Origin of the sequence: Bradyrhizobium sp. LB8.2, from assembly GCF_040548035.1 — a bacterium.
In the GTDB taxonomy this organism is placed as follows: Bacteria; Pseudomonadota; Alphaproteobacteria; order Rhizobiales; family Xanthobacteraceae; genus Bradyrhizobium.
Genome location: NZ_JBEPQV010000065.1, coordinates 1 through 14,233 on the forward strand (window position 1 = coordinate 1; position 14,233 = coordinate 14,233).

A 14,233-nucleotide genomic window follows, 5' to 3' on the forward strand; every position below is an offset into this window, starting at 1 on the left:
CGCTTCGCACCGTCTAACCAATTGATCCGATTCAAGTCACGCGGTGCAAAATCCCCGAAAATAGCGAAATCTCGCCTCTAACTGCGCAAGTTGGGCTAGTTCTTCGCTGGCGGATCAAGCTTGGCGACCGCCGCTTCGATTGTCTTCGTACACCGAACCAGGTCGGCGAGAAGCTTTTCGTCGATCTCCATCCGGCCCTGATATTCGGCAAGATTTCGTTCGCTGTGGGCCTTGAGGAAGACCTGTATCTCCGCCGCACTCGTTCCGATCGTATGCACCAGCGTCTGAAATACCGTGATCCGGTCTTCCGAACGATAGCCCTCACGCCGGAGTGCCGCCAGCGCCAGCCGGTGTGCTGCGCCATAGGCCAGGTCAAAACGGCTATCGGGATCCAAGTCTTCATTCTGAGCATCTTCAACCGGCTGCCCGCGGCCGCAACCATGCCAAGATACTCGCTGCGTGTGGGCGGCTCGGTCTTGAGCCGCTTGATTCTCACGAGATTGTCGAGCTCGGTCTTGCTCATGCGCGCAAATCGCGTTGAGTGCCAAGAATGAACGTCTTCGGGCCAAGAGCCAGCTTCCTGGCGAAGGAGCCGGCCCGCGAAGACCGCTGCCGCCACTCTTCCGATGTGAGAAAAGCCGGGCTGATCTTGCGCAGCAGGCGATCCTCGGCGTGTTGGAAGGCGGTGTAGAGGTCCGAGTAGTCCAAGTCGTCTCCGATCACCATGACATCGATATCGCTTTGCGCGGTGTCCGTTCCCTTGGCGACCGAGCCAAAGATGAAAGCAGTCCTTATCTTACTCGCGAAGGGTTCAAGGGCTTTCTTCAAGAACTCGCTCAGCGCCACGGTCTTGAGGACGAGGCCCTGCAGCTCTTCGAAAATCGGCGAATGCCGGTTGGCGCGATAGTGCTTTTGATTGCCGATGTGCTCGACCGAGACGAGGCCGCTACGTCGTAGGCGCGATAGCTCGCGTTCGACCGCCCCCGTGCCGGAGGCAACGGTTCGGATGATCTCCGACGTGTAGAAGCTGCGGTCGGGATGCGCGAAAATGAGACCAAGCACGCGCTGCTGCACCTTGGAGAACAGTGCATTTGACAGGTTTATAGTTTCTGCATTCGTACCCATATTGGGGATTATAGTACCCAAATTGGGGATATCAAGCTGCTGATGGTTGACCTCGTGGGGAGGTTTCTCGACGAGGCGGTCCCCTCTACGAACGCGACGATGTATAAGCCAAAAAGATCAGCGCGCCGATGCCGAGCATGGCAGCCATGAACAGCAGCACGGCCGGCAGCCCCGCGAAGGCCGCGACCGCGCCGGTGATCGACTGCATCAGCGCCGCGCCGAGGAAGAAGGCGAGGTTGATCGCCGCAAGCGCCTTGCCCGCCATTTGGGCGTCGACCAGCTGACGCGACATGCCGAACAGCAGCGGTTGCGCGGAGGTGGCGAGCCCGATGAGCACGAACAGCACGAGGTCGTATTGCGGCGGCATCACGGGCACACCACACAGCACGGAGACGGCGTAGTGCGGCGCCCCTAACGCCATCAGCCCCAGCAGCAATGCGCCGGCCAGGTGCGTTCCCGCCACCAGCTCGCGGCGGCGACTGAGTTTGCGGTCGATCATGCCGATGAGAAGCGGGCCAGCAATCATCGCCAGCGTGAACGCGCCGAGCTGGTTGCCGGCCTCGACCCGCGACAATCCCTTGACCTGCATCAGCCACGGCCCTCCCCACAGGCCGCGCAGCACCAGCGAGGTCGCAAGCGATACCAGCGCCAGCGCGATCAGGCCGCGCAAGGGCCGCGACAATCCGAGCCTGAGCACCTCGATCATCTGCGATAGCGGCGAGGATTCATCCTTGTGCTCGGCCGGCTGGCTCGGCACCAGCATGAACACGGCAAACGCGACCACGACCCCGCCGATTGCCGAGATCCAGAACCCGGCGCGCCAGCCGTAGGTGTCGACCACGAAGGCGAGCGGGCTCGACGACAACAGCATGCCGATATTGCCGATCGAGAGGATCGCGCCCGACCACAGCCCGAACCGCGCTGCCGACAATTGCTTGGCGGCCAGCGTCATCGGGCACATCAGCATGCCCGAGGTGGCGATGCCCAGCAGCACTTGCCCGACCGCGAAGCTTTCGGGTCCGGTCGCGAACCCCGACGCGATGGCGCCGACCACGGTTCCGGCGAGCAGGCTCAGCGACACCGGCCGGACGCCAAAGCGGTCCATCGCCGCGCCGACCGGGATCTGCGCCGCCGCAAACGCAAACGGGTAGACCGAGGTGAGGCTCGCCAGCGCCTGTGGTTCGATGCCGAAATCCGCTGCCATCAGGTCGAGACTGACCGCCGGAATGGTGCGCAACAAGGTCGAGAGCATGTGCCCGCAGGCCAGCGCGAGCAATGCAAGGATCAGCGCGCGGGTGGCTCCCGCGTCGTTGGTGGCGGCGATGGTCATGGGCATTGCGTCCCGAGAAGGTTTCGGGTGGGGGTTACATGATTGGCGGGTGCATGCCAACATCGGGAACGCCATGCCCGCAATGTCATGGAAGTGCAAAGTCCCGGAAGTGCAAGATCCTGGAAGTGCATGGACACGCAAGATCCTGGACGCGCAAGACAAACGCGCAAGGCAAGTGACATCATGTATCTCGGGATCGATCTCGGCACCTCTGCCGTCAAAATCGTTCTGGTCGACGACGCGCAGCGCGTGGTGGCGAGCCGCAGCCGGTCGCTGACGGTCAACTCGCCACATCCCGGCCATAGCGAGCAGGACCCGGCGCAGTGGATCGAGGCCATTTTCGCGACGCTGGATGCGCTGAAGGTGGATCACGCGCGCGAATTGGCCGGCGTCGAGGGCATCGGCCTGTCGGGCCAGATGCACGGCGCAACGCTGCTCGACGCCGGCCTCGTGCCGTTGCGGCCCTGCATTCTCTGGAATGACGGACGGTCTGTCGCGGAAGGCGCCGAGCTGGAGCGGCGCTGGCCCGCCTTGCGGACGACGACAGGCAACAAGGCGATGCCGGGATTCACCGCGCCAAAACTGCTATGGGTCGCCAGACACGAACCGGAGATTTTCGCCGCCACCAGGCTCGTGCTGCAACCAAAGGCCTATCTGCGCCTGGTGCTGACGGGCGAAGCGATCGAGGATGTCTCGGACGCCTCGGGTTCGCTGTGGCTCGATGTTGTCAGCCGCGATTGGTCGGATGAGGGGCTCGCCGCGTCCGCTCTATCGCGCCGGCAGATGCCGCGTCTGGTCGAGGGCTGCGCGCCGTCGGCACGGCTGCGGAGCGAGATGGCGCAACGCTGGGGCATGACCGGGCGGCCGATGATCGCCGGCGGGGCCGGCGACAATCCTGCGGGAGCCGTCGGCATCGGCGCCATCAATCCCGGCGCGGCTTTCATTTCGCTCGGAACCTCCGGCGCATTGCTTGTGCCGACCGACACGATCGCGGCCAACCCGGCGCGGGTCGTGCACACCTTCTGTCACGCGGTCCCCGACAGATGGATTCAAGCCGGCGCGATCCTCTCGGCAGCCTCGTGCCTGGCCTGGATCGCGCGGCTGTTGGGGACCTCCGAGGCCGACCTGCTGGCGCCGCTCGGGTTGCACCCAAAGGCGCCGTCGTCCGTCAGCTTCCTGCCGTACCTCTCCGGCGAACGCACCCCGCATGATGACCCGGATGTGCGCGGCATGCTCGACGGGCTCAGTCACGCCACCGATCGTGACGCCATCGTGCAAGGCGTGCTCGAAGGCGTCGCCTTCGCACTCGCGGATTGCCGGGACGTGCTTGCCGAGACCGGATTGGTGATTGCTGAGGCCGATGTCATCGGCGGAGGCTCGCGGTCGCGGTTCTGGCTGTCGGTGCTGGCCAATGTCCTGAACGTCCCCGTGCATCGCTTTACCGACGGCGAGACGGGCGCGGCGTTTGGTGCGGCGCGGCTTGGCCGCCTCGCCGTCACCGGGGAGGCGATCGATACCGTCTGCACCGCGCCACGGCGCGTCGAGACGTTCGAGCCCGACCGCGCGCTTGCGCAGGCCTATGCCGAGCGGCTCCCGGAATGGCGCCGCCTGTACCGGCCGCGGCGCTGATCGCGCACCGGATGGTGCGCGACGATGTGGCGAAGAAAAGGCATTGCGTTCGAGATCGGTTCCGCCCGGAAAAGATAAATCCGGCGCCGGACCGTTCGTCGGCATGCGGGAGCTATTGCCCTGCGCCGCGGCCTTTTGTTTAATGCGCCACGCGCCAGGGACCGAACGAGACGCGGGTGAGATTACGATGCCGCCGTCGGCGCGCCGGGGAGGTGTGATGAGCGAGCCCATCCTCGAGATGCGCCGGGTCTCCAAATCGTTCTTCAGCATCAAGGCGCTGCGCGACGTCGACCTCACCGTCTACGCTGGCGAAATCCACGCCTTGATGGGCGAGAACGGCGCCGGCAAATCCACCCTGATGAAGATCCTGTCGGGCGCCTACCGGCCAGACACCGGCAGCGAAATCCGCATCGACGGCCAGCCGGTGCAGATCAGCGGCCCGCACGGCGGCCGCGCGGCCGGTATCGCGATCATCTATCAGGAACTCTCGCTTGCGCCCAATCTGAGCGTTGCGGAGAATATCTATCTCGGTCGCGAGGTCTCCCGCGGCGGCTTGCTGGCGCGCGAGGCGATGCAGGCCGGCGTCGGTCCGATCCTTGCGCGGCTCGGCGCGGATTTCACGGCGCAGACTCTGGTGGCCAATCTCTCGATGGGCCAGCGTCAACTGGTCGAGATCGCGCGCGCGCTGCATGCCCGCTCCAGGATACTGATCATGGACGAGCCGACCACCGCGCTGTCGGCCGGCGAGAGCGAAAGGCTGTTCGCGCTGATTCGTCAGCTGCGCGCCGAAGGTCTCGCCATCATCTACATCTCGCATCGCATGGACGAGGTCTATGCGCTCGGCGACCGCGTCACCGTGCTGCGTGACGGCACGCTGGTCGGTTCGCTCGACAAGCCGGACATCCGCGCCGACGCCATCGTCCGGATGATGGTGGGACGCGACGTCTCGTCCTTCTACAAGAAGGAGCATGATCTCAAGGCGCGGCCGGGAGCTCCCGTGCTTGCGGCCGTCGACATCGCGGACAACAGGCGCGTCAAGGGATGTTCGCTGACGGTGCATGCGGGCGAGGTCGTCGGTCTCGCCGGCCTGGTCGGCGCCGGCCGCACCGAGCTTGCGCATCTGATCATCGGCGCCGCGCCCATGATCTCGGGCCATGTCGAGATCGAGGGCCGCGCGGTCCGCATCCGCACGCCCGGCGAGGCGCTGGACGCGGGCATTGCCTATCTCACCGAGGACAGGAAGGCGCTCGGCCTGTTTCTCGACATGTCCTGCCTCGACAACATCAATCTCGCTGTGCTGGGACGCGATGCGAAATTCGGCGGCATCCTCGACCGAGACAAGGCTCGCGACCGCGCCAAACGCGCGTTCGCGGCGCTCGGAATCCGCGCTGCCAATGTCGGCGTTCCCGCCGGCGGGCTCTCCGGCGGCAACCAGCAGAAGGTGCTGCTGTCGCGGTTGCTCGCGATCGGTCCGAAAATCCTGATCCTCGACGAGCCGACGCGCGGCGTCGACGTCGGCGCCAAGTCCGAGATCTATTCGATCATCGACAATCTCGCGAAATCGGGCGCCGCGGTTCTCGTCATCTCGTCCGACCTGCCCGAGATTATCGGCATCTGCGACCGCGTCGTCGTGATGCGCGCGGGGCGGATCGCCGGGCAGATCCGGCGCGACGCGAAATCGCCGCTCAATCAGGAGGAGATCATGGCACTCGCCACCGGAACGGAGCAGCTCGATGCCTGAGAACGGCGCTTCCTCCAACACCGTACCTGCAAAGGCCGCCCCAGCCGGATCCGGTGTTGCCGCCGCGCAGGAGACGAAGCGGCAGCGTACGCGGATGATCATTCGCGCGGTCGGCATGCTGCCGGTGCTGCTGTTGCTGTGCATCGGCTTTCATGTTCTGTCGGACGGCCGCTTCTTCACCGGCCAGAACATCGGCATCGTGGTGCAGCAATCCGCGGTCAATACCGTGCTGGCCGCGGGCATGACCTTCGTCATCCTCACCGGCGGCATCGACCTCTCGGTCGGCTCCATCCTGGCGGCGTCGGCGATGGCCGGGTTGATCGTCTCCAAATTCCCCGATCTCGGGGCGCTGTGGTTGCCGGCCGCGGTGCTCACCGGCGCCGTTCTCGGCATCCTCAATGGCGCCTTGATCGCGCTGTTGCGCCTGCCGCCCTTCATCGTCACGCTGGGGTCGTTGACCGCCGTGCGCGGTGCGGCGCGCCTGCTCGGCGCCGACACCACGGTGTTCAATCCGTCTATACCCTATGCCTTCATTGGCAACGGCGCCGTGACTCTCATTCCCGGTGTCGTGTCGATACCGTGGCTCTGGGTGATCGCGTTGCTGGTCATCCTGGTGTCGTGGCTGGTGCTCAAGCGCACCGTGCTCGGGGTGCACATCTACGCGGTCGGCGGCAACGAGAGCGCCGCGCGGCTCGCCGGCATCAAGGTCTGGGCCGTGCTGATCTTTGTCTATGCAGTGTCTGGCCTGCTCGCGGGCCTCGGCGGCGCGATGCAGGCGGCGCGCCTCTACGCCGCCAACGGCCTGCAGCTCGGCCAGTCCTACGAGCTCGACGCCATCACCGCCGTGATTCTGGGCGGCACCTCCTTTGTCGGCGGCATCGGCTCGATCTGGGGAACGCTGGTCGGCGCGCTGATCATTGCCGTGTTGTCGAACGGCCTGATCCTGATCGGCGTGTCCGACGTCTGGCAATATGTGATCAAGGGCCTGGTGATCATCGGCGCGGTGGCGCTGGACCGCTATCGGCTGCAGGGCTCGGCCCGCACTTGAGCGCGGGAGAGATGCAGCCGGAGCCGCGCCCTCATGTCTATTCCGTCACGGCAACTGGTCGCCGTGCCGGAGATTCAACAGACCAGGGAGGAAGCCAATGTTGAAGACGATCTCGCTTGCCGGCGCCGCGATGGCGCTCGTCCTGAGCTCTGCTCCGTCCTTCGCCAAGGAACTCAAGTCGGTTGGCATTTCGCTGGGCTCGCTCGGCAATCCGTTCTTCGTCGCGTTGTCGAAGGGCGCCGAGTTCGAGGCCAAAAAGACCAATCCCAACGTGAAGATCACCACCGTCGGCTTCGAGTATGATCTCGGCAAGCAGGTCACCCAGATCGACAATTTCATCGCCGCCGGCGTCGACCTGATCCTGCTCAATCCCGGCGATCCCAAGGCGGTCGGGCCGGCGATCAAGAAGGCCCAGGCCGCCGGCATCGTCGTCGTTGCCGTCGACACCGCAGCCGAGGGCGCCGACGCCACGGTGACCACCAACAACGTCCAGGCCGGCGAGATCTCCTGCCAATACATCGTCGACAAGCTCGGAGGCAAAGGCGACGTGATCATCGAGAACGGCCCGCAGGTTTCCGCGGTGATCGATCGCGTCGTCGGCTGCAAGAACGTGCTCGGCAAGAACCCCGGCATCAAGGTTCTGTCCAACGACCAGGACGGCAAGGGCTCGCGCGAAGGCGGCCTCACGGTGGCGCAGGGTTATCTGACCCGCTTCGCCAAGATCGACGCCATCTTCGCCATCAACGATCCGCAGGCGATCGGCACCGACCTCGCGGCGCGCCAGCAGCACCGCACCGGCATCGTCATCACCGCGGTCGACGGCGCGCCCGATATCGAAGCAGCGCTCAAGGACCCGCAGGCGGCGCAGATCCAGGCCTCCGCCTCGCAGGACCCGTTCTTCATGGCCCGCCGCGCCGTGCAGGTCGGCGTCAGCATCCTCAACGGCCAGAAGCCGGCGTCCACCGTCGAGCTGCTGCCGTCGAAACTCGTGACGCGCGACAATGTCGGCGAGTACAAGGGCTGGACCTCGGACCGGTCGCAGTAGTAGCGGTGGGATATGGCCGGCGCCGGATGTGGCGCTGGCCAGCTTACGTGGCGCCATGTTAGTTATGCATGCAGCGATTGACCGGGGCTGGGTCGGCTGCGCCCGCTCGTCAGGCTCATGAGCTTGAGGTCATAGGTTCAAATCCCGTCCCCTAAAATAACCTCAGATTCTAGAACCAGGTAGCGCGCTCGGGCGATCAACCTGTCAAATTGCGCGGTCCGCTTGAAAATCGCGCATACAGCGCGGGCAGAACAACGAGCGTCAGCAAGGTCGCGCTGATCAGACCACCGATCACCACGGTGGCCAAGGGTTTCTGCACCTCGGCTCCGGTCCCGGTTGCAATGGCCATCGGCACGAAACCCAAAGAGGCGACCAGCGCGGTCATCACGACAGGGCGCAGACGGGTAAGCGCGCCAACGACAATGGCCTCCTGCTTCGATACCCCGTCATGGATGAGCTGCCTGATAAAGCTTAACATCACGAGTCCATTGAGAACGGCGACGCCCGACAGCGCGATGAAGCCGACCGCCGCCGAAATCGAAAAGGGCATATCGCGCAGCCACAACGCCACCACTCCTCCAGTGAGCGCCAGGGGAACGGCGCTGAACACGATCAGCGCGTCGCGGGCGGAACCCAGCGCGCCCAAGAGGAGCAGGAATATCAGCCCAAAGCAGAGCGGCACAACAATCATGAGCCGTTGCCGCGCGGCGCTCAAATTCTCGAACTGGCCGCCCCAAGCCAACCAATACCCGGCAGGCAGCGCGACCTGCTCCGCGATCTTCGCTTGTGCCTCATCGACAAGCGAGCCGATGTCGCGACCGCGCACGTTGGCTGTCACCACCACGCGCCGCTTGCCGTTTTCCCGGCTGACCTGATTGGGGCCTTCGCCCACATGGAAACTCGCAAGCTGGCGCAAGGGAACGGTAACCGCCCCGGTACCCGACCCGCTTTGTGGCAGGGTGACCGGCAGATTTTCCAGCGCCAGGACTTCGCTGCGTTGCGAATCGGCAAGTCTGACAACAATCTGGAAACGGCGATCGCCCTCGAACACGAGTCCGGCCGGGCTGCCACCGATGGCGACACCGACAACATCCTGCACGTCCACAAGGTTCAGGCCGCGACGGGCGATCTCCGCCTTGTCGATTCTGATCTCCACAACCGGCAGGCCCTGCACCTCCTCCACCTTGACGTCGGCCGCACCCTCGATTTCCTTGAGAATAGCGGCAATCTGGTTGGCCGCGCGCAGCATGGAGGAAAAATCGTCGCCGAAGACCTTCACTGCCAGGTCCGCGCGCACACCGGCAATCAGCTCGTTGAAGCGCATCTGGATGGGCTGGGAAAACTCAACTTTGTTGCCAGGGGATTTGGATGCCTCAGCTTCGAGCTGCCGGATCAATTCGTCCTTGGGTATCCGCGGATCGGGCCATTCGTCCCGCGGCTTCATGATGACGTAAGTGTCCGCCGCATTCGGCGGCATCGGGTCGGCCGCCAGGTCCGGCGTGCCGACCCGGGAAAACACAAACGCAACCTGCGGCAGTTGGCTGACGGCCTTCTCGATACTGAGCTGCATTGTTTGCGATTGTGCAAGCGACGTGCTGGGAATCCGCCTGACTTCCATCACGATATTCTTCTCGTCGAGCGTTGGCGTGAACACCTGGCCAAGCCGTGCGAACAGCAGGGTGGCCCCGACGCACAGCAAAATCGCGGCGGTGATCACCGCGATGGGTGATCGTGTCGCCGCGCCAAGCGCAGGTTGATACAGCGTCTTCAAGCCGCGGACGATGAAATTCTCGGTCTCTTGCACGCGTGCGCTGACGAAGATTGCGATCATCGCCGGCACGAAGGTCAACGAAAGCACGAAAGCCGTGATCAGGGCGATGATGACCGTCATGGCCATCGGTTCGAACGTCTTGCCCTCCACGCCGGTGAAGGTCAGAAGCGGCACGTAGACGAGAATAATGATGGCTTGCCCGTACACCGTCGGTCTGATCATCTCGGTCGCGGACATCGTCACAGTGTCGAGACGCTCGCTCAGCGACATGCTCCGGCCAAGTTCGCGCTGGCGCTCCGCCATGTGGCGAAGGCAATTCTCGGCGATAATGATCGCGCCATCCACGATCAACCCGAAGTCCAACGCTCCGAGGCTCATCAGGTTCGCACTGATCCTGCCTTGCAGCATGCCGGTCGCGGTGATCAGCATGGTGACGGGAATGACGACGGCCGTCACCAATGCCGCGCGGAAATTGCCCAACAGCAGGAACAGCACCAGTACCACCAGCAGCGCCCCTTCGGCGAGGTTCGTTGCCACGGTGCGGATCGTGGCATCGACAAGTTGGGTGCGATTGAGCATCGTGCGTGCGCGGATGCCGGGCGGCAGGGTGCGGTTGATCTGGTCGAGTTTGCTCGCCGCCGCGGCCGCGACGGTCCGGCTGTTGCCGCCGACCAACATCAGGGCCGTCCCGAGCACCACCTCGCGCCCGTTCACGCTTGCACTGCCGGTTCTCAGTTCGCGGCCAAGCGCTACCTCCGCCACATCCCTGATCCGCACAGGAACGGCGTGACGGGTCGCGACGACGATTTCTTCGATATCACCGAGGTTTTCCACGCGCCCGCTGGTGCGTACCACATAGCCTTCGCCGTTACGCTCGATAATGTTCGCGCCACGGCTGACATTGTTGGCGTCGATAGCATGCACGATTTGCCCGAAAGACAGCCCGTAGGCGATCAGGCGCGCCGGATCCGGTTGCACAAGGTACTGCTTCACGTATCCGCCGATCGCGTCGGCTCCCGCGACACCCGGCACGGTCTTCATCTGAGGACGGATGATCCAGTCCTGCACGGTACGCAAATAGACGGTGCGCTGAAATTCGTCGGCGAGGCGCTCACCTTCGGGGGTGAGATACGAACCGTCACTCTGCCATCCCGGCTTGCCGTCGCGGACCGAACTGGTCTCTTCGGCGGGCAGATACTCCACCGACCACCAATAGACTTCGCCGAGCCCGGTCGAGATCGGGCCCGTCCGGACATCGACGCCGGGCGGCAGGCTCGCCTTTGCTTCGGTAAGACGCTCCGCCACCTGCTGGCGCGCGAAGTAGATGTCTGTCCTGTCGGTAAAGACGGCGGTGACCTGGGCAAAACCGTTGCGCGAAAACGAACGGGTCAATTCCAGACCGGGCGTGCCGGCCAGCGCCGTTTCGATTGGAAAGGTGACCTGTTTCTCGATCTCGATAGGCGAGAGCGCCGGCGCGAGGGCATTGACCTGGACCTGGACGTTGGTCACGTCGGGGACGGCATCGATTGGCAGCTTGGTAAGAGACCACGCGCCGGAGAGCGCAGCAGCAAGCGTCACGAGCACGACCAACCACCGGCGACGCACTGATGCGGCGAGGATGTATTCGATCATCCCCTCAGTCCTCGGCGGACGACTTGAGGAACTCTGCCTTGAGCAGAAACGTGTTGGTGACGGCGATGGTCTCGCCGGCCTTCAAACCCGTCAGCACCTCGGTTAAGCGGTCATCGCTCCGGCCGGTCACCACCGAGCGCTTTTCGAAACCTTCCGTCGTACGGATGAACACAGCTTTTCCAGCGCCGATCGTCTGGATGGCGTTGGTTGGCACGGCAATGGAAACCGCTTGTTCGCCGGTCGCGACCGCAGCGGTCACAAACGAACCCGGCCGCCATGCGCCGCTCTCATTGGCAACTTCCGCAACCACGCGCGCCGCGCGCGAGTCCTTGTCGACGACAGGAGTGATGAACACGACCTTGCCGTCGGGCTTTTCCGTGATTCCACGGGCCGCAATCGACACGGGCTGCCCCTCCTTGATCGCGGGGAGGTCGGTCGGACTCACTGCGAGTTCGACCCAGACACGATCGAGATCGACAATCACGAACAGTTCGGTCTCTAGATTATCCCGTCCGACCGCCATGCCGAGATCGACCTTGCGCTCGACCACGCGGCCTGCCATCGGCGCTCGAACCTCCTGGCGACGCAGCAGGGCTTCCGGCTCGTTTGGCAGAGCCGCGATTTCGCTTTCGCTGAGACCAAGCGCGAACAACTTCTGGCGGGCAATATTGGATTTCATTTCAGTCTGCGCAGTCAGGTTTCGGGACCTGAGAAACTGTTGTTCGGTGGATGCGCGACCTTCCCATAGCATTTTGTCGCGCTGAAATAATGTCTGCTGCAACTCATTGGTGAGGCGGGCGGCGAGGTATTCGCTTTTGGCGTCCGCGACTTCACGGCTTTCAAGGATGGCGAGCACTTCGCCTTTGATCACTGGATCGCCGATATTCTTTCGCAGCTCCGCCACAGTGCCAGAGAGTTTCACGGCGACTCTCGCGATCCGGTCGGCGACTGGGATAATTGTTCCGGGAACGATGATGCGGCGAGCGAGGATGCCGCTTTCGATCTGTGCCAGATCGATGTGCGCTTCCGTCAGTTGCTCGTCTGTCAGGCTGACGACCGCTTGCTTGTCGTCCGACGCCTTGCTGCCTTCGCCGCGCGGCTGCCCAGCAGAGTCGGGCGATTGCACGGTGCCAGGCGCAAAAGCCAATCCCGCGAACTTGCGCACAGTTTCCGGCACGCCGGGTGCAAGGCTTGCAACCGCGATCCCGGCTGCAAACCCGAGGCCCGTAAACGCCAACCGCGCCACTCTCACGCGTTCGATCATTTTCGGAATCTAATAGTTGCGCTGCTGACTTGCCCTGATGAAATCGGCCGCGTTGTTGGCGCCGAAGGGTGAAGTTCGGACATCGCATGACGGATGATCTGGACGCCGCCGCAAATCCCCAGCGCGGCCATGATCGCTGCAACGATGATATCCGGCCAACCCGTGCCGGTTCCGAACACGCCCGCCGCCGCCAACAGCACGGCCAGATTACCGATCACGTCGTTTCGCGAACATATCCAGACCGAGCGCATATTGGCGTCCCCGGCCCGGTAGCGGAAAAGCAAGACGGCTACCGCAGCATTGCTGACGAGCGCCAGTATGCCAACGACGCCCATCACCTCTGCTTTCGGAAGAGTGCCGGACCACGCCTGAAAGGCCGTGATCCCGATCACCCACAAGGCGAGCACCAGCAAAGTGATGCCCTTCAAAAGCGCCGCGCGGGCTCGCCACACCAGAACCATGCCGGCGACCCCGAGGCTGATTGCGTAATTCGCCGTATCCCCGAGGAAGTCCAGCGCATCGGCCTGCAAGGAAGCCGAACCAGCCGCGATGCCGCTTCCGATCTCGGCCAGGAACATGACCCCGTTGACGCCGAGCGCAATCCACAAGACGCGGCGCCACGCGGGGTTGCTGGGCGCTGGGCCGCCAGGGGAACACGATTCGTCATTGCAGCAGCCCGCCATGCTTCATCCTCGATACTTGAACTCAGATCTTGCATCCTCTAGTGACTAGAGGAGCAAGAGAAAGGTCTCCAAAATGGGTGACGAATGTCCCATCGGCGAGGTTGCCAGACGCACCGGCCTCAAGGTTCCGACGATCCGCTATTATGAGCAGATCGGCCTCCTGCCACCTTTGCCGCGATCCGATGGCAACCGTCGCCGTTATCGTGACAGCGACATCCGGCGCCTCGTCTTCGTCCGCCACGCGCGCGAGTTGGGTTTCGAGGTCGAGGCCATCCGCACCTTGCTCGAATTGCAGGACCAGCCCGAGGGCTCCTGCCGAGAGATCGATGCGCTTGTCGGCGAGCACCTTGAGGCCGTTGACAGCAAAATTCAGCGGCTCGTCGCGCTTCGTGGCGAGCTTCAGCACATGTTAGCGTGCTGCAGAGGAGGTCGTGTGGCCGAGTGCCGCGTCATCGAATCAATTTCCAACTGCGAAGCCCCAGCCAAACTCAAGAGTTTCGCATCGTGACACTGCCCGGCTTCAATTGAGTTGTTCGGGCTGTCAAGCTACTGAATGCGACCTGGCCACGGCCCTTCAAAAGTCCGGCTACGGACGGGCCTGGGCTCCCGAGCCGCTAATATCCGCGATCGGAGTAAGCAGGCCAGACTCGCTCATTAATTAGGATGTAACGAAAATAACGAGTGGCGGAAGTCCAGGGGGCTGTTTGTTGCAGGTCCCCGCAACCGCGTTCGTCAACAACGATTGCGATCTACGCTGGCTCGCCTTCGAGGTCTCTTCGGCAGCTCACGACAGCTCCCCAGCTAGCTTCCGCGCATCATTCAGCACGGCCCGGACCTGCCTTCATTCAGCTGGAGTTACTGTGACAGCGGTGGACTGCACCCCTGGAATGAGACACGGTAATTGCGGTGACAGGCTCATTTCGAGGATGACCTGTGGCAGCAAGAGGAAAGAACCGTCGGTTTCC

Annotated in this window: 11 protein-coding genes; 5 read left to right on the top strand and 6 right to left on the bottom strand. The window is 63.6% G+C overall.

Going from position 1 to position 14,233, the window contains the following annotated elements; all coding sequences use genetic code 11:
* Positions 1 to 95: 95 nt before the first annotated feature.
* From ABIB06_RS38425 to ABIB06_RS38435, 3 genes are all read right to left on the bottom strand, one after another.
* Entirely contained in the window at positions 96 to 395 is a 300-nt protein-coding gene (locus ABIB06_RS38425; RefSeq protein WP_354046092.1) for a hypothetical protein, read from the bottom strand.
* A gap of 124 nt (positions 396 to 519) precedes the next feature.
* Positions 520 to 1,074, bottom strand: coding sequence for a nucleotidyltransferase domain-containing protein (locus ABIB06_RS38430; RefSeq protein WP_354046094.1), 555 nt, complete (start codon positions 1,072 to 1,074; stop codon positions 520 to 522).
* A 136-nt stretch (positions 1,075 to 1,210) separates the two neighbouring features.
* On the bottom strand, positions 1,211 to 2,455 hold the full coding sequence (locus ABIB06_RS38435) for an MFS transporter (protein WP_354046096.1): 1,245 nt from the start codon (positions 2,453 to 2,455) through the stop codon (positions 1,211 to 1,213).
* A 183-nt stretch (positions 2,456 to 2,638) separates the two neighbouring features.
* Between ABIB06_RS38435 and xylB the strand changes: the two genes are divergently transcribed.
* From xylB to ABIB06_RS38455, 4 genes are all read left to right on the top strand, one after another.
* A complete protein-coding gene (xylB, locus tag ABIB06_RS38440; protein ID WP_354070380.1) occupies positions 2,639 to 4,084 on the top strand; it encodes a xylulokinase in 1,446 nt (481 codons plus the stop codon).
* A 217-nt stretch (positions 4,085 to 4,301) separates the two neighbouring features.
* A complete protein-coding gene (locus ABIB06_RS38445; RefSeq protein ID WP_354046098.1) occupies positions 4,302 to 5,825 on the top strand; it encodes a sugar ABC transporter ATP-binding protein in 1,524 nt (507 codons plus the stop codon).
* Complete coding sequence (locus tag ABIB06_RS38450; protein WP_354046100.1) at positions 5,818 to 6,873, top strand: ABC transporter permease subunit; 1,056 nt, start codon at positions 5,818 to 5,820, stop codon at positions 6,871 to 6,873. The genes ABIB06_RS38445 and ABIB06_RS38450 overlap by 8 nt, the downstream gene beginning before the upstream one ends.
* 97 nt (positions 6,874 to 6,970) lie before the next feature.
* Positions 6,971 to 7,918 (top strand): ABC transporter substrate-binding protein, encoded by a 948-nt coding sequence (locus tag ABIB06_RS38455; RefSeq protein WP_247348173.1) that lies wholly within the window; start codon positions 6,971 to 6,973, stop codon positions 7,916 to 7,918.
* 196 nt (positions 7,919 to 8,114) lie between these two features.
* Here the strand turns inward: ABIB06_RS38455 and ABIB06_RS38460 are convergent, their stop codons facing one another.
* Genes ABIB06_RS38460 through ABIB06_RS38470 form a run of 3 tightly spaced genes read right to left on the bottom strand, consistent with a single transcriptional unit; the run spans position 8,115 to position 13,193 of the window.
* Positions 8,115 to 11,321: an efflux RND transporter permease subunit gene (locus ABIB06_RS38460; RefSeq protein ID WP_354046102.1), complete on the bottom strand. Its 3,207-nt coding sequence runs from the start codon at positions 11,319 to 11,321 to the stop codon at positions 8,115 to 8,117.
* A 4-nt stretch (positions 11,322 to 11,325) separates the two neighbouring features.
* Positions 11,326 to 12,585 (bottom strand): efflux RND transporter periplasmic adaptor subunit, encoded by a 1,260-nt coding sequence (locus ABIB06_RS38465; protein WP_247348177.1) that lies wholly within the window; start codon positions 12,583 to 12,585, stop codon positions 11,326 to 11,328.
* The gene (locus ABIB06_RS38470) at positions 12,582 to 13,193 is read right to left on the bottom strand and encodes a cation efflux transmembrane domain-containing protein (RefSeq protein ID WP_345947006.1); all 612 of its coding nucleotides are present in this window, start codon (positions 13,191 to 13,193) and stop codon (positions 12,582 to 12,584) included. The genes ABIB06_RS38465 and ABIB06_RS38470 overlap by 4 nt, the downstream gene beginning before the upstream one ends.
* Before the next feature lie 148 nt (positions 13,194 to 13,341).
* Here ABIB06_RS38470 and ABIB06_RS38475 point away from each other — a divergent pair, with 148 nt between their 5' ends.
* Positions 13,342 to 13,776 (top strand): MerR family transcriptional regulator, encoded by a 435-nt coding sequence (locus ABIB06_RS38475; RefSeq protein ID WP_247348181.1) that lies wholly within the window; start codon positions 13,342 to 13,344, stop codon positions 13,774 to 13,776.
* The last annotated feature ends 457 nt before the right edge of the window (positions 13,777 to 14,233 follow it).

Coding starts and splice junctions, on each gene's coding strand:
- ABIB06_RS38435 (WP_354046096.1), bottom strand. CDS start 2,455: ATGACCATCGCCGCCACCAACGACGCGGGAGCCACCCGCGCGCTGATC.
- xylB (WP_354070380.1), top strand. CDS start 2,639: ATGTATCTCGGGATCGATCTCGGCACCTCTGCCGTCAAAATCGTTCTG.
- ABIB06_RS38445 (WP_354046098.1), top strand. CDS start 4,302: ATGAGCGAGCCCATCCTCGAGATGCGCCGGGTCTCCAAATCGTTCTTC.
- ABIB06_RS38450 (WP_354046100.1), top strand. CDS start 5,818: ATGCCTGAGAACGGCGCTTCCTCCAACACCGTACCTGCAAAGGCCGCC.
- ABIB06_RS38455 (WP_247348173.1), top strand. CDS start 6,971: ATGTTGAAGACGATCTCGCTTGCCGGCGCCGCGATGGCGCTCGTCCTG.
- ABIB06_RS38460 (WP_354046102.1), bottom strand. CDS start 11,321: ATGATCGAATACATCCTCGCCGCATCAGTGCGTCGCCGGTGGTTGGTC.
- ABIB06_RS38465 (WP_247348177.1), bottom strand. CDS start 12,585: ATGATCGAACGCGTGAGAGTGGCGCGGTTGGCGTTTACGGGCCTCGGG.
- ABIB06_RS38475 (WP_247348181.1), top strand. CDS start 13,342: ATGGGTGACGAATGTCCCATCGGCGAGGTTGCCAGACGCACCGGCCTC.